13 protein-coding genes are annotated in these 18,089 nt (G+C 71.3%); 6 read left to right on the forward strand and 7 right to left on the reverse strand.

Annotated features, from left to right (window positions below):
• Positions 1–362: 362 nt before the first annotated feature.
• Positions 363–1,901, reverse strand: coding sequence for an AMP-binding protein (locus F4562_RS05790; RefSeq protein ID WP_184544074.1), 1,539 nt, complete (start codon positions 1,899–1,901; stop codon positions 363–365).
• Positions 1,902–2,142: 241 nt separating this feature from the next.
• Here F4562_RS05790 and F4562_RS05795 point away from each other — a divergent pair, with 241 nt between their 5' ends.
• Complete coding sequence (locus tag F4562_RS05795) at positions 2,143–2,391, forward strand: acyl carrier protein (RefSeq protein WP_184544072.1); 249 nt, start codon at positions 2,143–2,145, stop codon at positions 2,389–2,391.
• Positions 2,392–2,463: 72 nt separating this feature from the next.
• On the opposite strand, the gene F4562_RS05800 is transcribed toward F4562_RS05795, so the two are convergent.
• The 4 genes from F4562_RS05800 to rfbC all read right to left on the reverse strand — a co-directional run bounded on the left by F4562_RS05800 (position 2,464) and on the right by rfbC (position 6,261).
• Positions 2,464–3,414: an ACP S-malonyltransferase gene (locus F4562_RS05800; protein ID WP_184544070.1), complete on the reverse strand. Its 951-nt coding sequence runs from the start codon at positions 3,412–3,414 to the stop codon at positions 2,464–2,466.
• A gap of 4 nt (positions 3,415–3,418) precedes the next feature.
• Positions 3,419–4,318 carry a proline iminopeptidase-family hydrolase gene (locus F4562_RS05805; RefSeq protein ID WP_184544068.1) on the reverse strand — a complete coding sequence of 300 codons (900 nt, stop codon included), beginning with the start codon at positions 4,316–4,318 and terminating at the stop codon, positions 3,419–3,421.
• A gap of 169 nt (positions 4,319–4,487) precedes the next feature.
• Positions 4,488–5,621 carry a DegT/DnrJ/EryC1/StrS family aminotransferase gene (locus tag F4562_RS05810; protein ID WP_184544066.1) on the reverse strand — a complete coding sequence of 378 codons (1,134 nt, stop codon included), beginning with the start codon at positions 5,619–5,621 and terminating at the stop codon, positions 4,488–4,490.
• A 28-nt stretch (positions 5,622–5,649) separates the two neighbouring features.
• Positions 5,650–6,261: a dTDP-4-dehydrorhamnose 3,5-epimerase gene (rfbC, locus tag F4562_RS05815; protein WP_184544064.1), complete on the reverse strand. Its 612-nt coding sequence runs from the start codon at positions 6,259–6,261 to the stop codon at positions 5,650–5,652.
• A 663-nt stretch (positions 6,262–6,924) separates the two neighbouring features.
• Between rfbC and F4562_RS05820 the strand changes: the two genes are divergently transcribed.
• The 4 genes from F4562_RS05820 (at position 6,925) to F4562_RS05835 (ending at position 11,699) form a co-directional block, all read left to right on the forward strand.
• Positions 6,925–8,355 carry an acyl-CoA carboxylase subunit beta gene (locus tag F4562_RS05820; RefSeq protein WP_246473358.1) on the forward strand — a complete coding sequence of 477 codons (1,431 nt, stop codon included), beginning with the start codon at positions 6,925–6,927 and terminating at the stop codon, positions 8,353–8,355.
• Between the two features lie 63 nt (positions 8,356–8,418).
• Positions 8,419–9,822 carry a crotonyl-CoA carboxylase/reductase gene (gene ccrA / locus F4562_RS05825; protein WP_184544060.1) on the forward strand — a complete coding sequence of 468 codons (1,404 nt, stop codon included), beginning with the start codon at positions 8,419–8,421 and terminating at the stop codon, positions 9,820–9,822.
• A 6-nt stretch (positions 9,823–9,828) separates the two neighbouring features.
• A complete protein-coding gene (locus F4562_RS05830; RefSeq protein ID WP_184544058.1) occupies positions 9,829–10,842 on the forward strand; it encodes a 3-oxoacyl-ACP synthase III family protein in 1,014 nt (337 codons plus the stop codon).
• Positions 10,839–11,699, forward strand: a complete 861-nt coding sequence (locus F4562_RS05835) for a 3-hydroxybutyryl-CoA dehydrogenase (protein WP_184544056.1) — start codon at positions 10,839–10,841, stop codon at positions 11,697–11,699. The genes F4562_RS05830 and F4562_RS05835 overlap by 4 nt, the downstream gene beginning before the upstream one ends.
• Before the next feature lie 280 nt (positions 11,700–11,979).
• On the opposite strand, the gene F4562_RS05840 is transcribed toward F4562_RS05835, so the two are convergent.
• Positions 11,980–12,780 carry a thioesterase II family protein gene (locus tag F4562_RS05840; RefSeq protein WP_184544054.1) on the reverse strand — a complete coding sequence of 267 codons (801 nt, stop codon included), beginning with the start codon at positions 12,778–12,780 and terminating at the stop codon, positions 11,980–11,982.
• A 614-nt stretch (positions 12,781–13,394) separates the two neighbouring features.
• Here F4562_RS05840 and F4562_RS05845 point away from each other — a divergent pair.
• On the forward strand, positions 13,395–16,145 hold the full coding sequence (locus F4562_RS05845) for a helix-turn-helix transcriptional regulator (protein WP_184544052.1): 2,751 nt from the start codon (positions 13,395–13,397) through the stop codon (positions 16,143–16,145).
• A 134-nt stretch (positions 16,146–16,279) separates the two neighbouring features.
• Here F4562_RS05845 and F4562_RS05850 read toward each other — a convergent pair whose 3' ends face one another.
• A complete protein-coding gene (locus F4562_RS05850) occupies positions 16,280–17,851 on the reverse strand; it encodes an MFS transporter (protein WP_184544050.1) in 1,572 nt (523 codons plus the stop codon).
• Between the last annotated feature and the right edge of the window lie 238 nt (positions 17,852–18,089).

An 18,089-nucleotide genomic window follows, 5' to 3' on the forward strand; every position in this document is an offset into this window, starting at 1 on the left:
CCCCGGGAATCAAGCCGTCCACCATGACTCTCCAGTCTCCGAATGAGAAAGGAATTTCCTCCGGCGGCCCACACGTATACGACCGGGTGGGGCCAGACAAATCCACGGAAACGTTACCCCGGCCCCTGGCGTGAGCCACACCCCTAGGCCCCCCTAAAGAAATCGGCCGGCACCGGATCACGCTGGGGTCGCCTTTGGAGGTCACCTTTCGGGGTCGGTTCGCCGATTTCCTTTCCACGGTTCCGTGAATGCCGCCCAAGGTGCTCTCCCGGCCGGGTCGGGTGTCCTTTCCCGCGACCCGCGCGGGCATCTGAGCCCGCACCGGCCCCGCTGCCGGCTCGGGCGCCTGCCCTCCGGCCGGCTCAGGCGCCCTTTCCCGCACCGGACAGGACGTCGACGGCCCGGTCGCGCAGGCCCGCCCTGTCGACCTTGCGGTTGGGGTTGAGCGGCAACTCGTCCATGTGCCGGTAGTGGCGGGGGATGATGCCCGGCGGCAGGACCCTGCGGAGCTCGGCGGCGAGGTCCGCCGGCCGCGTGGGCGTCCCGGTGTAGAAGACGACGAGCTCGGTGACGCCGTTGATCGTGCTGCTCACGGTCACCGCGTCGGTGACGCCCGTGCAGCCGCACACGGCGTGATCGATCTCGGCGAGCTCGACCCGCCAGCCCTGCACCTGGACCTGGGCGTCGGCCCGGCCCAGGTAGACCAGCTCGCCGTTGGCCGCGCGGCGGATCCGGTCACCGGTGTTGTACCACAGGCGTCCGTCGCGCTCGGCGAACCGGCCCGCGTCGTCCGCCGGGTCGAGGTAGCCGGGGGTGGTCTGCGGCCCGGCGATCCACAGTTCGCCCTCGGTGTCCGAGGGCTGGCCGGCCTCGTCGAGCAGGACGTGGTCGTGCCCGTCGTTGACGGCGCCGATCGGCGACAGGCCGTTGACGCCCAGACCGGGGGAGGTCTCCTGGTTCCAGCGGTGGCCGGCGATGGTGATGGTCAGCTCGGTCGGCCCGTAGAGGTTCTCCAGCGTCGAGGCGTCCGCGGCGCGCTGCCAGTCGGTGGCGTCGGCGCACTTCAGCGCCTCACCCGCGAACATGCTCCAACGCAGGCCGGGCATGGAGCCCGGCTCCAGGCCGCCCCTCCGGCGGACCATGGCGATCGCGCTCGGCGTGGAGAACCACACCGTGACCTCCTGTTCCCGCAGGAAGGCCGGCAGGTCCCGGTAGGCGTGCGGTGGCACGGCGACCGCGGTGGCCCCCGCCCCCCAGGCGCAGAACAGGTCGAACATCGCGCAGTCGAACGTCAGGTCGAAGGTCTGCGAGAAGACGTCGTCCGCGGTGAAGTCGTAGCGTCGGTCCAGGAAGGCGAAGTAGTGGGCGGTGTTGCCGTGGGTGATCGGCACCCCCTTGGGCCGGCCGGTGGACCCCGAGGTGAACAGCACGTACGCGATGTCGGCGGCCTCGACCGGACGCGGGTGGGCGAGCGCGAGCGCGGGGTCGGGCGGGGAGGCGGCCGGGTCCAGGATCGCGACGTCCAGGCCCACGGCGCGCAGCTCGTCCGCCCGTGCCCGGCCCCGCTCGTCGACGACCAGCGCGGACACCCCCGCCGCCTCGATCATCTGCCGGGTGCGGGCGGCCGGGAAGTCCGGCTGGAGCGGTACGACGGTCACCCCGGCGTACAGGCCGGCGAGCAGGCCCGTGTAGGCCGTGGCCCCCTTCGCCGCGAGCACCCCGACGGCTCCGAGGGGCACCGGGGTCCGGCGCAGCAGCGCGCCGGCCCACAGCAGCGCCGTCCGGTGCACCTCGGCGTAGGTCGCGGTGTCGGCACCCACCCGGAAGGCCGCCCCGCCGGGGGAGGCCGCGAGACCGCGCAGGAAACGCGCGTAGAGAGCACATGAGGTTTCCACGTTCATTTCCGTCCTAGGATATGGATTAGTGTCCGCGGTCATTTCGGCGTCCTCCTCGGAAAGCGATGGAACAATTTCCTGTATTTCATCGGGAACGGTGGACATCCCCCCGGCGCCGCGCTAGCTTGAACGGCAGCGGAACCGATACCGCAGCCGCGCCCGGCATGGGCGCCATTCCTGGGGTGAATCCCGCGGATCGCGGCCCCCTTCCACACGAACTCCCCGCTGAGAAGGGAAATCGATTTCCATGTGGGATGATCGGTTCGAGGAGATCCTGCGCCGGCAGCTTCCCTTTCTGCCGCCCGACGAGAGGATCGAGGAGGGCACGGGCCTGTCCGACCTCGGTCTCGACTCGCTCGGCATCGTCGAGCTGCTCTCCTGTCTGGAGGAGGAGTACGGCGTGCACTTCCGGGACGAGGCGCTGACCATGGAGACCTTCAGGACTCCGGGCACGCTCTGGAAGACCCTGTCGGAGATGCTCAGACCCGTCGCCTGACCGGCGGCGCCGGGGCCCGCGGACGCATCCCCCTCGAAGTCCGCGGGCCCCGTCATCGACGTCCCGTCCCGCTCACACGCCGGACGACCGGACCGGCTGCGGTGCCATCGCCACCCGGGGGTTCACCGGGACCACCGTGAAGTTCTTCGTGGTGACCGGGACCCTGCCGAACAGGCTGTCCTGCCCGGCGACGCAGACACGCGCCACGTCGAGCCGCAGCAGCGTCTCCACCACCACCGGCCAGCGCAGCGCCCGCACGAAGCCGTCCAGCAACATCGTCCGCACGCCCTCCCCGGTGGTCAGCACCGTCCCGTCGTGGTCGTCGACGACCGGAAGCCTCGGGTCGGCGAACTCCAGGCCGTCGAGGACCTCCTCGGCGGCCCGCCGCCGGAGCGGCTCGAAGGCGGCCGAGTGCATGGGGGGCCGCATCGTGTAGAGCGAGAGGCCGCCCGCCGAGCGGACCCGGGCCTGCAGCCAGTCGACCTTTCCCTCCCGCAGCGACACCATGTGGAAGTCGTGGTCGACGCGGCAGGACAGGTCGTACCACTCCTCCTGGCCCTCCAGCTCCGCCAGCAGCTCGCGCAACCGGGGCTCGGGGACGCGCACGAAGGAGTGGGTGACGATGTCGGTGTGCTCGCGGCTGAAGTAGTCCTCCGTGCAGCGGGCCAGCGCGGCGGTCATGCGCACGGCGTCCTCGAACGGCAGTGCGCCGGAGTAGGCGGCGGCGGCCTTGCCGCCGAAGCTGGGACCCGCGCACACCTGCGGTTCGATGCCGAGCGCCTCCCCCGCCCAGTCGGCCAGGGCCAGGCAGTTGACCATGAAGGCGACCTGCGCCGCCTCCGTGTAGTCGGTGCCGGAGTCGCGGAAGTGGTCGGTCAGCGAGTAGCCGAGCGCCCGGTCCGCGCGGGCGACCAGCCGCCGGGCGGAGGGGTTGCCGAGCATGAACGCGGCGACGTCGGCGAAGCGCGTGGGCCCCATACCGGGGAAGACGATCGCCGTGCGGGCGTTGGCACCGGTCTCCATATGGCTATCCCAAACTCTTGAGGAAATCGATCATGACGTCGGTGAAGCGCTCCGGCTCCTCCAGGTGCGGTATGTGGCTGGAGTTCTCGAAGATCTCCCAGCGCACGTCCGGGACCAGGTCGGCGTAGGGCTGCACCGTGGCGGGGGTGGCCTCGTCGTGCCGGCCGGAGATCAGCAGGGTCGGCACCGCGATGTCCGGCAGGCAGTCGGTCACCCCCCAGTCGCGCAGCGAGCCGATCACGTGGAACTCGCTCGGCCCGTTCATCGCGTAGTAGACGGTGGGGTCGTTGTAGATCTCCATGAACGTGGCCATGAACTCGCGCGGCCACGGCTGGAGGGTGCAGACGTGCCTGTTGTAGAAGACCATCATGGCGTCGAAGTACTCCCGGGAGTCCGTCGTGCCCGCGGCCTCGTGCCTGCGCAACGTCTCGTCGACCCCGGGCGGCAACCGGTCGCGCAGGACCCGCATCTCCCGCAGCCACAGCGGGTAGGAGGCGGGGGCGTTGGCGACCACGAGGCCGCGCAGCCCGGCGGGCCGGGCCGAGGCGTGCTTGGCCGCCAGCAGACCGCCCCACGACTGGCCGAACAGCACGTAGTCGTCGGCGACGCCGAGCCTGCCGAGCAGGTTGTCCAGCTCGTCGAGGAACAACTGCGGCGTCCAGAAGTCCGCAGGCGCGTCGGGCAGGTGGGTGGAGCCGCCGTTGCCCAGCTGGTCGTAGAGGACGACCGGCCAGCCCGACTCGGCGAGCGCGGTCAGGCCGACCAGGTAGTCGTGGGTGCTGCCGGGCCCCCCGTGCAGGGCGACCAGCGCCGGCCGCCCGGAGCCGGGGTGGCCGGTGACCCGGTACCAGGTCTTGTGCTCGCCGAAGGGCACGGTCCCCTTGGTGGTGGGGGTGATGGACATGTGAACCTACCTCACCGGGTCGGCGCGCCGGCCGCCCGTGCCGGAGTCGCTGGGGCACCCGCCCGCCGGGATCCGGGGCGGGCGGGTCCGGTCGGGCGGCGGATCCGGGGGCCGGGCACCCTTGCGTGCCCGGCCCCCGCTGTGCGGCCGGTCACCGCCGCGGGGGCCGTCACCAGCCCTTTCTGATCGTCTCGACGACGTGCTCGCGCTGCTCGTCGGTGACCCACGAGCCGACGGGGACGCAGACGACGCGCGGGGCGACGCGTTCGAGGTTGGGCAGCAGCGCGGAGTACTCGCGTACGCAGGTGTGCAGGTCGTTGCGCTCGTGCACGTTGCTGACCATGATCCCGGCGTCGTCCATGCGCTTCATGAACGACTCACGGTCCTCGACCTTCATCGGGTAGATCCAGAAGGACGACTCGCGGTCGCCGGCCCGCTCGGTCAGCTCCAGGCCGGGGATCCCGGCGAGCTCGCGGTCGTAGAAGGCGGCGTTGTCTCGGTGCCGGGCCAGCACCCGGTCGACCTCGGCCAGGTTGGCCCGGCCGATCGCGGCGTTGATGTCGTTCATGTGGAACTTGAAGCCCCACTCGGGCACGTCCGGGGGGTTGCGCAGCCGGTCGGCGGTGCGGTCGATGCCGAACCAGCGCAGCAGCCGGGCTCGCCGGTGCAGCTCGTCGGTGGGCAGCACGAGCGCGCCGCCGTCACCGCTGGTCAGGTGCTTGATGGCCTGGAAGCTGAAGACGCAGATGTTGCCGTGGGTGCCGATCGGGGTGCCGCGGTAGGTGGCACCCCAGGCGTGCGCGGAGTCCTCGATCACCGCCGGGCGGAACCCGAACCTGGCCTCGGCCTCGTCCAGGATCGCGGCGAGGCGGTCGAGGTCGACCGGGTAACCGGCGAAGTGCACCACCATGATGGCGCGCGTCCGGGGGGAGATCTTCCGGGCGAGGTCGTCGAGGTCGACGTTGAGGGTGGCCGGGTCGACGTCGACCCAGCGGATGCGCAGCCCGTTGGCCAGGATCGCCCAGTTGGTGGCCTCCATGGTCAGCGGCGTGGACAGCACCTCGCCCTCGGGGTCGTGCGCGTGACCCGCGGACGCGGGGCCGCCCGCGACCATGTGCACGGCGAGCTGCAGCCCGGAGGTGGCGCTGTTGACCGTGGCCACCCTGGGGTTGCCGATCCTGCCCGCCAGTTCCCGCTCGAACTCATCGACCTCGGTGCCCTGGCCGATCCGGCCGCTGCCCAGGACCCGGGCGGCCGCGGCGGGCGCGGCGGCGGACATCGACACGCTGAACAGTGGGATCATGATCGGCTCCAAACGGTCCGCGGGGTCGTCATCCGGTGAAGGCGTGGTCGGCGAGTTCGGCGTAACGGGCCCTGCAGTCGGCGTACGCGGGCAGCAGCCCGCGCTCGGCGAGCTCACGCAGGGAGGGGGCGGCACGGTCCTTGTCCGACAGCAGCAGCTCGTACCCGGTCGGCCAGGGCAGGGCGAGCTCCGGGTCCAGCGGGTCGATCTGGATCTCCCGCTCGGGGGACCAGGTGCTGGAGCAGAGGTAGACGACCGTGGCGTGCTCCGTCAGCGGCGCGAAGCCGTGCGCGAGTCCTTCGGCCAGGTACAGGGCCTGCCGGTTGTCGGCGCTCAGCTCCACCGCGACGTGCCGGCCGTAGGTGGGCGAGCCGGTCCGGATGTCGACGAGGATGTCGACGATGGCCCCCTGCGCGCAGGTCACGTAGCGGGCCTGGCCGGGGAGGGCCGCGGCGTGCAAGCCGCGGATCGTCCCGCGCCGGGAGACCGAGCAGTTGACCTGGGCGACCGAGAGCGGGTGGCCGACCGCCTCGCGGAACGCCGGCTGGCTGAACGTCTCCAGGAACAGGCCCCGGTCGTCGGAGAAGACCTTGGGGGTGACCAGGTACGAGCCGTCCACCGCGAGCTGGTGGATCTGCATGTCCGAAACCTTTCTGGGGATCTGTCGTCTGCCGGGGAACCGCTTCCAGGAAACCGACCGGTGCGACCGGCGGGCGCCTTCCCGGCGGAAAACGCGCGGAATCGCACCTCCGGGAAAACAACCGGGAAAGAAGCCGGGAAAAGCGCGCGCGAGCGCACTCGGTTCGGCACGTCCTGCCGATAAAGTGTCCGCCGCCTCACGCCGCCTTTCCGGAAGGCGCGTTCCCACCCCTTCACGTCGTCTTCCCGCCGTCGCCGGTCCGCCGCCGGGACGGATCCGGCGGGCGTCTCACCGGCCCGGCGGGACGGCGCCCGGCGGTCGCTTCCCGCCGACATCGCTCATGCTGGTCGGCGGTCCGCCTCCGGACAACCCCTAGCCGCCCCTTAACGGCGGGGGCGGCCCCGGTGACCTCGCGGTACCCGTCCGGCCGGCGGCGGGAACGCGGACAGGAAATCCACTAGGGGTGCGATAAGGGTTGGTGCGCGCATCGCCGGCATATAGCGTTTCGGGCACGGGCCGGGTAGAACACGGCGGATTTCTGCCCCGTGACCCCGAACGTTTCCCGGCCGTCGTCGAACGGCCGCTCCCTTAACCGACTTTCCTGGGGGTGCCCCACGTGCACGGAAATACGCCCCGTACCGTATCTATTTTTCCTGGGAATGGATGATGGCGTTGACCGTCGGCTACCCGAGCACCGAGTCGGAGAGCGGGCTCGACCCGCGCACGCCGGCCGTGCGTCTGGCCCGCCTGCTCGACCCCGGCTCAGTGGTGCCGCTGCACGAGCGGGACGACAGCGGCGTCTCCGCCGTGCGCGGCCGTGTCGCGGGCCTCAATGTGATCGCCTACTGCACCGACGCCACCGACATGGGCGGTGCGATGGGCGCCGCGGGCTCCCGCAGGATGGTGGACGCCATTGACACGGCCCTGCGGGAGGGCCTGCCGGTGATCGGCCTGTGGCACTCGGGCGGCGCACGGCTGGCCGACGGCGTCGAGTCGATGGACGGCGTGGGCAGGGTGTTCGCCGCGATGACCCGCGCCTCGGGCCGGGTGCCGCAGGTGTCGGTCGTCCTGGGGCCGGCGGCGGGCGCCGCGGCGTACGGGCCCGCGCTGACCGACGTCGTGATCATGGCGTCGGCCGGCCGGATGTTCGTGACCGGCCCCGACGTGGTGCGCGCGGTCACCGGCGAGCAGATCGACATGGAGTCCCTCGGCGGCGTCGTCGCGCACGGCCGCAAGTCGGGGGTGGCGCACGTGGTGGTCGGCTCCGAGGAGGAGGCCTACGAGCGTGCGCGCGCGACGACCGAGCTGCTCGCCCGCAGGTCGGTCGTCGACCCCGGCGCGGTGGGTGAGGGCTCCGACCTGCGGGCACTGCTGCCGGACAACCCCCGGCGGGCCTACGACGTGCGGCCACTGGTGCGCGAGATCCTCGACGGCGACGCGCCGTTCGTGGAGATGCAGCCCGGCTGGGCGGCCAACGTGGTCGTCGGTCTCGGCCGGCTGGCCGGGGCGAGCGTCGGCGTGGTCGCCAACAACCCGTTGCGCAAGGGCGGCTGCCTGGACTCACTGAGCGCGGAGAAGGCGTCCAGGTTCGTCCGCATGTGCGATGCGTTCGGCGTGCCGCTGGTGGTGATCGTCGACGTGCCCGGCTACCTGCCCGGCGTCGGGCAGGAGTGGGGCGGGGTGATCCGGCGCGGGGCGAAGCTCCTGCACGCCTTCGCCGAGGCCGTCGTCCCCCGGGTCACGCTGGTCACCCGCCAGTCGTACGGCGGCGCGTACATCGCGATGAACTCCCGTTCCCTGGGGGCGACCGCGGTGTTCGCCTGGCCCCAGGCGCGGATCGCGGTGATGAGCGCCGAGGCCGCCGTCGGCGTGCTGCACCGCAAGCGGCTCGCCGCCGCCCCCGAGGACGAGCGGGAGGCGCTGCGGCTCCGGCTCGTCGAGGAGCACACCCGCACTGCCGGAGGAGTCGGCCGGGCGATGTCCATCGGCGTCGTCGACGAGGTCATCGAACCGGTGCACACCCGGCGCAGGCTCGCCGAGGCCCTCGCCGCCGCCCCGGCCGACCGCGGCCGCCACGGAAACATCCCTCTCTGACCGCCTCCGGAGGGCCGCCCCGCCGCGTGGCCGGGCCCGTCCCCCGACGAAGGAAGGACTCACATGGACCCCATGGCCGAAGCGCTGCTCGGCGGGGCGACCCCCGAGCAGCTGGCGCGGACCCCGCTTCCCGAGGAGTACGTCGCCGCCCACCTGCGGGTGGAGGACGTCGAGATGTTCACCGGCATCGACGACAAGGACGTGCGCAAGTCGTTGCGCGTCGGCGCGGTGCCGATGCCCGAGCTGGCCCCGGACGAGGTCCTGGTCGCGGTGATGGCCAGCTCGATCAACTACAACACCGTCTGGTCGGCGATCTTCGAGCCGTTGCCGACGTTCTCCTTCTTGAAGCGGTTCGGCGCCACGGGCGGGTTCGCGGGCCGGCACGACCTGCCGTACCACGTCCTGGGCTCCGACGGCGCCGGGGTGATCGTCCGGGTCGGCAGCGGGGTGCGCCGCTGGCGGGTGGGCGATCACGTCGTGATGAGCCCGGTCCAGGTCGACGACCAGGAACCGGGTACGCACGGCGACGGCATGCTCGGCGCCGAGCAGCGCGTCTGGGGCTTCGAGACGAACTTCGGCGGGCTGGCCGAGTACACGGTGGTGCGCGCCAGCCAGCTGGTCCCCAAGCCCGCCCACCTGACCTGGGAGGAGGCCGCCTGTATCACGCTGTGCGCGGGGACGGCCTACCGCATGCTGGTCAGCCGCCAAGGCGCGTGCATGAAGCAGGGCGACATCGTGCTGATCTGGGGGGCGACCGGCGGGCTCGGCGCGTTCGCCGTGCAGATGGTCAAGAACGGCGGCGGCATCCCGGTCGGGGTGGTCGGCTCCGAGACGAAGGCCAGGGCACTGGAGCGGCTCGGCTGCGACATCGTCATCAACCGCAACGAGATCGGGATGGGCGAGGACGGCCCGCCGAGCCCGGAGCGGACGATCGAGCTGGGCAGGCGTCTGGGGAAGGTCATCCGGGAGCGGGCGGGCGGTGACCCGCACATCGTCTTCGACTACATCGGCCAGGCGACGTTCGGGATCTCGGTGTTCGTCGCCCGGCGCGGCGGCGTGGTCGTCACCTGCGGTTCCAGCACGGGCTACCAGCACCACTTCGACAACCGCTACCTGTGGATGAACCTCAAGCGCATCGTCGGCAGCCACGCGGCGAACCTTCAGGAGCTGTGGGAGTGCCTGCGCCTGTTCGACCTGGGCATGCTGGTGCCGACCCTGTCGACGGTCTACCCGCTCGCGGAGGTCGCCGAGGCCACCCGGCTGGTGCAGACCAACGGGCACCTCGGCAAAGTCGGGGTGCTGTGCATGGCTCCCGAGGCCGGCCTGGGCGTCACCGATCCGGGGTTGCGCGCGAGGATCGGCGAGGAGCGGCTGAACCCGCTGCGCGGCCCGGGCTTCCCGGCCGCCCCGGCTCCGGGCGCGCTCGCGAACGGGCACGGCGACCTCGTCTCCGCCAGGAAGGCGTAACCGGCGGTGGCCACACCAACCGTCGGGATCCTCGCGACCGGCTCGTACCTGCCGAAGGAGGAGGTCGGCAACGAGGAGGTCGCGGAGCGGGCGGGGGTCACCGCGGAGTGGATCCTGCGCAAGACCCAGATCGCCTTCCGGCGCCGCGCCGCACCGGACGAGGCCACCTCGGACCTCGCGGCGCGGGCCGCGGCCGACGCCCTGCGGCGGAGCGGCGTCGGCGCCGACCGGATCGGTTACGTCATCGTCGCCACCTCGACCGGTGACTCCCCGCAGCCGCCCACCTCCTACCTGGTGCAGGACGCGCTCGGCGTCCACGGTGCCGCCTGCTTCGACGTCAACGTCGTGTGCAGCGGGTTCGTGTACGCCCTGGAGCTGGCCCGGTCCCTGATCGCGCTCCGCCCGGACACGTGCGCGCTCGTGGTGGGAGCGGACGTCTACTCGCGGATCCTCGATCCCACCGACCGGCGCACCGCGGTGCTCTTCGGCGACGGTGCCGGTGCCGCGGTGGTCGGCACGGTGCCGGAACCGTACGGGATCATCGCCTGCGACCTGTCCAGCCGGGGTGAGGCGAGCGGGCTCATCGGCGTCAGGGCCGGCGGCAGCCGGCTGCCGGCCTCGTACGAGACCGTCGCGGCCGGTGACCACTACTTCAGGATGGACGGCCGCGGGGTGAGGGACTTCGTGATGGAGAACGTTTCACCGGTGCTGGAGAGACTGGTGCGGAGGGCCGGACACCGGCTCGACCAGGTCGACGTGTTCGTCCCGCACCAGCCCAACGGGGTGCTGCTGGGCCAGCTGGTCGAGCAGGCCGGGCTCACCGGCGCCCGCACCGCGCGCACGCTGGAGAGGTACGGCAACGTGGGCAGCGCCTCGGTGCCGGTGACACTGGACGAGGCCGGCCGGACGGGCATGATCGGGGACGGCGACCTGGTGCTGCTCGCCGGGTTCGGCGGCGGCATGGCGGTGGGTGCGGCCCTGCTCCGCTGGTCGGCGGCGGCGTCCGGGGAGGCGAGATGAGCGAGATCCGGAGGGTCGGCATCGTCGGATGCGGTGTCATGGGGTCGGGCATCGCCGACGTGTGCGCCCGCGCCGGGCTGGAGGTGCGGGTCGCGGTGTCCGGTGAGGCGTCGGCGGCCCGGGGCCGCCGGCGGCTGTCGAAGTCGCTCGACTACGGCCTGCGCAAGGCGGTGATCACCGAGGCGGAGCGGGACGGGGCCCTGGAGCGGGTCTCGTTCACCACCGACCTGGGCGACCTCGCCGACCGGCAGATCGTCTTCGAGACCGCCCCGGAGAACGAGTCGGTCAAGCTCGACGTGTTCGGCGCGCTGGACAAGATCGTGGAGGATCCCGCCGCGATCCTGGCGTCGAACACCTCGTCCATCCCGATCATCAGGATGGCGCGCGCCACCGGGCGGCCCGGCCAGGTGATCGGCGTGCACTTCTTCAACCCGGTCCCGGTGCTGCCCCTGGTGGAGCTGATCGGCTCGCTGCTGACCGAGGACGAGACCCGGGTCCGGGCGGAGGCGTTCGTCGCCGTGACGCTCGGCAAGCAGGTGATCCATTCACCCGACCGCGCGGGCTTCGTGGTCAACGCGCTGCTCATCCCGTACCTGCTGGCGGCGATCCGGATGGTGGAGACGGGCTTCGCCACCGCCGACGTCATCGACCAGGGGATGGTGCTGGGCTGCTCCCACCCGATGGGGCCGCTCAAGCTCGCCGACCTGATCGGGCTGGACACGGTGGCCTCCATCGCCGTGGCCCTGTACGAGGAGTTCAAGGATCCGCAGTACTCTCCCCCGCCGATGCTGCTGCGCATGGTCGAGGGCGGTCTTCTCGGCAGGAAGACCGGGCGGGGCTTCCACTCCTACTCCTGAACGCTCCTGAACGCCCGCTGCTTGCGAGCATCCGCCGCCCCTGAACGCCCGCTCCCGGACGCCCGCGCATCCGCCGGACGTCCGGCGGGTGCGCGGCGGGGGCTTCTCCGAACGGTCCCGGACCCGGTCCGGGACCGTTCACGCGTCTTCGGGGTCGTCCCGGGGCACCGTTCCCGCCGTCCCGGGCCCCTGCGGTGTGCCGCCGGACGTTTTCGACGCGCCGCCGGGGGTTTTCAACGCGGGGCCACGCTGTTTCGTCACGATCGAGATGGTGTACGAATTACGCTCGGGAGGTGCCGGCCGAGGAGGCGCGGAGCGCGTCCAGGGCCGAGGAGATCCGGGCCGCGACGAGGTTCACGATCTCGGCGGCGTGGTCGGCGAGGTAGAAGTGACCGCCGGGGAAGGTCCGCATCTCGAACCCCGCCTCGGTGTGGTCGCGCCAGGCCCCCACCTCCTCCGGGCGGGCCTTGGGGTCGTCCGCGCCGGCGAAGGCCGTGATCGGGCACGACAGCTTCGGCCCGGGCCGGTAGCGGTAGGTCTCGATGGCCCGGTAGTCGCTCCTGAGCATGGGCAGCACGGCCCGCATGAACTCCTCGTCGCCGAGCACCGCCGAGGCCGTCCCGCCGAGCCCGCGCAGCTCGGCCAGGAGCCCCTCGTCGGTCCGCAGGTGCACCCGCCCCTCACGGTGGATCGACGGGGCCCGGCGGCCGGAGGCGAACAGGGCCAACGGCGCGGTTCCCGAGGCCTCCAGCCGGCGGGCCACCTCGAAGGCGACGGTCGCCCCCATGCTGTGCCCGAAGAGGCTCAGCGGGCGCCCGGTCCACGGCCGCAGCGCCTCCGCGATCCGGTCGGCCAGCTCGCCGATGTCGTCGACGCACCGCTCCGCGCGCCGGTCCTGCCGGCCCGGGTACTGCACCGCGACGACCTCGACCGAGGACGGGGCCAGGCGCGAGACCGGCAGGTAGAAACTGGCCGAACCTCCGGCGTGCGGGAAGCAGGCCAGCACCGCGGACGCCCCGGCGTGACCGCCGGACTGGGGGAAACGCCGGATCCAGGCATCGACGTCGTTGAGCTCATTCATGAGATCCGTTTCCTTCTGGTTCACCGGGACGTCCACGGCCTTCCGTCCGGCACCGCGCGCCCCGATTTCGGACATCTTAAACAACATATGCGGCCAGTACATTTGTCGAACTGGTCCAGAATTAAGTTCTGTCAAACATGTCACGTACATTTAACCCGGAAGAACCCGTTACCCAACGTCTCCTCGCGATCACATTAAGGCGATATTCCACCGCCGACGCGGACCACGATATTCCGAGCTACCTGCGACGATCCAGCGGCGCCGTACGCCAAGCCCCCCTAAATCCCGGGACTCCATAAGGGTGAATAGGGGGTTTGCATTTTTGACAGATCATGGAGATGATCCCGCAGGAGCGTATACGAAGTCGCTTCCGCACCATATACACGACATCGTGATGAAACTACGTACAGAGGAATGATGAAATAACACGCTGCGACGTGATGAAACCCGGGAGAGCCGCCGTCCTCCGGCAAGACCCTTCCGGAGAAGCGTAAATCTCGACCCGGCCAGCAGGAGAAGGCAGGCGAAGAAGGAGCTCCCGCCTTTCGCCCGCCGGCCGCCGCCGTTCCACCACCTCCTTTCATCTAGGCATGCAGGGGCGAACGGGGAGCCCGATGACGTTAATTGAGCGGGATACCGATATCACGCATCTCACAGATCTGCTCACGGAGTGCAGGAGGGGCAGGGGTCGCGTCGCGACGATCACCGGCCCCACCGCGACGGGGAAGACCGAACTCGTGTACGCCTTCAGCCGCCGCGCGGCCGAGGCCGGGGTCACCTGGCTGAGCGCGACCTGCTCCCAGGCGGACCGGAACCTGCCGTTCGGCGTGGTGAGCCAGCTCTTCCACAGCGCGGCGCTCTCCATCGACCACGCCTCCCGGGCGGCCAGGCTCGTGGAGGACGCCTCCCTCGGCGCAGGGGCGTCGGGTGCGCGGCCCCAGGAGTCCGAGTGGCTGCGCACGACCCAGGGCCTGTGGTCGGTCATCCTTGAAATATCAAATAAAAACACCGTCCTCATCACGGTGGACGACGTCGAATACGCCGACTCGCTGTCGTGGCAGATTCTTCTCAATTTCGTGCACCGCCTGAAGAGCGCCAACGTATTCATCATCCTCACCGCCGCCGAGGGCCCGCAGGGCATGGACCCCCTTATCGAGATCGACCTCATGCGCCACCCCCATTACGAGCGCATCGGGCTGACCTCCCTCTCTTTCCAGGGCGTCATGGGCATGGTTTCCGCGTCCATGGGCGACGCCGCCGCGGTCGCGCTCGGACCGGCGTTCCACAGAATCACCGGGGGTAACCCGCTGCTGGTCAAGGCGTTGATGGACGACCACCGCGGCGCGGGCGCCGGTGACAGGGAACCGGCCGTGTCCGACGGTTTCTCCCGGTCGGTCCGCGCTCTGTTGCACCGCAGCGACCCGACGATGCTGATGGTCGCCCGCGCTCTCGCGGTGCTCGGGGAATTCGCCCTTCCCATTCTGCTGTCCGAATTACTGGACATCAGGACGACCACCGTCAACCAGGCGCTGAACTGCCTCGACGCCGTCGGGATCCTCGACTCCCTGCGTTTTCGTCACCCCGCGGCCCAGGCGGCGGTGCTCGACGACCTCGACCCCTCACAACGCCGGGAGATGCACCGGCGGGCCGCGCAGCTCCTGCACGCCGAGGGTGCGGCGGCCACGGTGGTCGCCGCGCACCTCATCGAGGCCGAGCGCTTCCAGGAGCCCTGGGCACTGGCCGAGCTGCGCGAGGCCGCCGACCAGGCGTTGCGGGACGACCGGCACGAGTTCGCGGTGCAGTGCCTCAGGCTCGCCGCCGAACTGACCGACAACGACAGGCAGCGCACGCGGACCACGACGATGCTGGCGCAGGCGGAGTGGCGCATCAACCCGGCCGCCGCCAACCGGCACGTCGAGCCGCTCCTCGATGCCGCCCGCGAGGAGCGGCTGAGCTTCCGCGGACTGTACGCGCTGCTGAGGTTCCTGCTCTGGTACGGGCAGCACGACGAGGCCGTGGAGGTGCTGGGGCGGATGGCCGGGCGGGCCGCCGAACCGGGAGCGGACGACGCCGCCGCCCGGCTCGACGCCGTCCGCCGCTGGCTGTCGTGCACGCACCCCTCCGTGCTCGCCCGTGCCGGCGGGGGCACCGTCACCGGCGGGGCGGACACCCCGGCCCCGGGTTCGCACCCGCGGGGAGCAGGGGCCACGCTGCTGGCCTCCATGCTGCGCGACGGCCCGGACGCCGGCACGGCCGACGCCGCCGAGCGCGTCCTGCGCTCCGCCACCCTGGACGAGGCGAACCTGGACGCCGCGGAGTCGGCGCTGTTCTCCCTGATACACGCGGATCGGACGGACAAGGCCGCCTCCTGGTGCGACGTGCTGTACGCCGAGGCCGTCCGGCGCCGCTCCCCCACCTGGCGTGCCCTGTTCGCCTCCCTGCGCGCGAGCATCGCCATCCGCCAGGGTGACCTGGTGGCGGCCGAGAAGTACGCCCGCACGGCGCTGGACATCCTGCCGCCGCGCAGCCTGGGCGTCCGCATCGGGTTGCCGCTGGCCGCGCTGGTGAGCGCCACCACGGAGATGGGCAAGTACGACGTCGCCGCGCAGTACCTCAGGCAGCCGGTCCCGGACACGATCTTCGAGACCCGGTTCGGGCTGTACTACCTGCAGGCGCGGGCCCGTTACCATCTGGCGACCGACCAGGCGCACGCCGCGCTCAGCGACTTCTCCGACTGCGGGCGGCTGATGCGCGACTGGGAGCTGGACACCCCCACGCTCGTGCCCTGGCGTCACGGTGCCGCCGCCGCGCTGCTCCAGATGGGTCAGCAGGAGCAGGCACGCGCGCTCCTGGAGCAGCCCTACGACCTGGCGAGCGGCGACTCGCTGCGGATCCGGGGCATCGCGCAGCGCCTGCTCGCCGCGGCCAGCGACCTGCGGCAGCGGCCCCCGCTGCTCCGCGAGGCGATCGACATGCTCCAGACCGCGGGAGACCGCCTGGAGATGGCCTACGCGCTGGTGGACCTCACCCACACGCTCAACGAGCTGGGCGAGCCCAACAAGGCACGGATGATCGGCTACCGGGCCGACAGCGTGGCCGGCGAGTGCCGGGCCGAACCGCTGCGGCAGGCCGTGCGGCACAGCACCGACGGCGGCGAGAGCGGTGGCGGCCCGGAGGCGATCAGCGTGCTCAGCGACGCCGAGCAGCGCGTGGCCTCGCTCGCCGCCCTGGGCTACACCAACCGCGAGATCTCCAGGAAGATCTACATCACCGTCAGCACGGTGGAGCAGCACCTGACCCGCATCTACCGCAAGCTCAACGTGCGGGGCCGCAGGGACCTGCCCGCGCAGTTCTCCCAGATGTGACGCCGGCCGCCCCGGCGCGACGTCCCCGCCGGGGGCGGCCCGGTGCAGGCGCACCCCGTCCGGGGTGGAACCGGCTCGCCGCCCGCGTCCGCCGCCGGTGGGGGACGACCGGGGGTACGCGGGCGGCGAGCGGTTCACTCGGTGCGGGCGTCCGCGGTGGAGGCGTCCACCCGCACCTTCCGGAGAAGGATCGTGGCCAGTACGGCCGTCGCCGCCATGAGGACCGTGCCCATGAGCGCGGCGACCTGCATACCCCCGGTGAACGCCGCCCGTGCGACGTCGAGCAGCTCCGCCCCGGCCTGTTCCGGCAGCCGGCCGGCCACCCCGACCGCGCCGCCCAGGGTCTCGCGGGCCGCCTCGGCGTCCTCGGGGGACAGTTCGGCCGGGGCCGCCGTGGTGAACTCGTCGCGGTAGACGGCGAGGCCGACGCTGCCCAGGATGGCGATGCCGAGCGCACCGCCGAGCTCGGTCGCGGCCTCCAGGACGGCGGAGGCCGAACCGGCGCGCTCCGGCGGGGCGACCGCGACGATCATGTCGGAGGCCAGCGCCTGCACCGCGCCGATCCCCGCTCCCAGCAGGACCAGGCCGACGATCAGCACCCACCGCTCGGAGTCGACGTCGACCTGGCTCATCGCCAGGAAGCCCGCGGCGCCGAGCGCCATGCCGCCGCCCATGATGTGCCCGGGACGGACCCGCTGGGCCAGCGCGGCGGCCAGGATCGAGCCGACCAGGGCCATACCGGCCGCCGGCAGCGTCAGCAGCCCCGCGACGAACGGCCGCAGCCCCAGCACCATCTGCAGGTACTGCGCGATGAAGTAGAACAGGCCGACCAGCGCGAAGATCGCGAGCGTGCTCGTGATCAGCGACATGGTGAAGCCGCGACCGGCGAACAGCCGCAGGTCGAGCATCGGGTCGGGCAGCTTGCGCTGCCTGTTCAGGAACGCGGCCCCGATCAGCAGTCCGGCGACGACGCTCAGCACCGACACGGCGCCGAAGTCGTCGGCGGCGAACTGCTTGACCCCGTAGACGATCGGCAGCACCGCCGCCAGCGACAGTACGGCACTGAGCAGGTCGAACCTGCCGGGGTCGGGGTCACGGTACTCGGGCAGCAGGATCGGCCCCAGCACCAGCAGCAGCAACATGACGGGAACGTTGATCAGGAAGACCGAACCCCACCAGAAGTGCTCCAGCAGCCAGCCGCCCACGATCGGCCCGAGCACGCTTCCGCCGGCGAAACTCGCCGCCCACAGGGCGATGGCCATCCGGCGCTGCCGCTGGTCGTGGAACATGTTGCGGATCAGCGCGAGGGTGGGCGGCATCAGGCTCGCGGCCGCGGCTCCCTGCAGAGCGCGGGCCGCGATGAGCAGGTCGGCGTTGGGTGCGTACGCGGCGATGACCGAGGTGATCCCGAACGCCGTGGCGCCGAGCAGCAGCAGCTTGCGGCGGCCGATCCGGTCGCCCAGGGTGCCCATCGTGATCAGCAGGCCGGCCAGCAGGAAGGCGTAGATGTCGACGATCCACAACAGCTGCGACCCGGTGGGGGACAGGTCGGCGCTCAGGAAGGGCAGTGCGAAGTACAGCACTGTCACCGTCACCGAGATGAGCAAGACAGGCAGGACCAGCACGGCGAGCCCGAGCCACTCCTTCCGTCCGGCCGTCGTCACGTCTCGTACCACGGTCTCACTCCTCAAGTACTTTGTACGCATGAAGGTGCATACATCGTACGCACACTCCTGCGGGACGCACAACGCCCACCCGTCCGGGACACCTCCCGGTTTCCCCGGGAAATCCCAGGAAACAAGGGGGAGTCAATCCATCCGCAGCCGTCCGGCGTACATTAACGTCACACGCCGGCTCCCAATTACGTCACAGAACACATGTGTTAGAGTTTCGTCACGCACAGCCTGGTGAGACAGAGCCGAGCGAGGGACCCATGTTGATGTG

This window comes from Streptosporangium becharense (assembly GCF_014204985.1).
GTDB lineage: Bacteria > Actinomycetota > Actinomycetes > Streptosporangiales > Streptosporangiaceae > Streptosporangium > Streptosporangium becharense.

What these genes read in the sequence shown, in the direction of transcription:
- F4562_RS05820 (WP_246473358.1), top strand. Translation starts at nt 6,925, where the DNA reads ATGATGGCGTTGACCGTCGGCTACCCGAGCACCGAGTCGGAGAGCGGG.
- F4562_RS05805 (WP_184544068.1), bottom strand. Translation starts at nt 4,318, where the DNA reads ATGTCCATCACCCCCACCACCAAGGGGACCGTGCCCTTCGGCGAGCAC.
- F4562_RS05810 (WP_184544066.1), bottom strand. Translation starts at nt 5,621, where the DNA reads ATGATCCCACTGTTCAGCGTGTCGATGTCCGCCGCCGCGCCCGCCGCG.
- F4562_RS05850 (WP_184544050.1), bottom strand. Translation starts at nt 17,851, where the DNA reads ATGCGTACAAAGTACTTGAGGAGTGAGACCGTGGTACGAGACGTGACG.
- ccrA (WP_184544060.1), top strand. Translation starts at nt 8,419, where the DNA reads ATGGACCCCATGGCCGAAGCGCTGCTCGGCGGGGCGACCCCCGAGCAG.
- F4562_RS05845 (WP_184544052.1), top strand. Translation starts at nt 13,395, where the DNA reads ATGACGTTAATTGAGCGGGATACCGATATCACGCATCTCACAGATCTG.
- F4562_RS05790 (WP_184544074.1), bottom strand. Translation starts at nt 1,901, where the DNA reads ATGAACGTGGAAACCTCATGTGCTCTCTACGCGCGTTTCCTGCGCGGT.
- rfbC (WP_184544064.1), bottom strand. Translation starts at nt 6,261, where the DNA reads ATGCAGATCCACCAGCTCGCGGTGGACGGCTCGTACCTGGTCACCCCC.
- F4562_RS05795 (WP_184544072.1), top strand. Translation starts at nt 2,143, where the DNA reads ATGTGGGATGATCGGTTCGAGGAGATCCTGCGCCGGCAGCTTCCCTTT.
- F4562_RS05800 (WP_184544070.1), bottom strand. Translation starts at nt 3,414, where the DNA reads ATGGAGACCGGTGCCAACGCCCGCACGGCGATCGTCTTCCCCGGTATG.
- F4562_RS05835 (WP_184544056.1), top strand. Translation starts at nt 10,839, where the DNA reads ATGAGCGAGATCCGGAGGGTCGGCATCGTCGGATGCGGTGTCATGGGG.
- F4562_RS05840 (WP_184544054.1), bottom strand. Translation starts at nt 12,780, where the DNA reads ATGAATGAGCTCAACGACGTCGATGCCTGGATCCGGCGTTTCCCCCAG.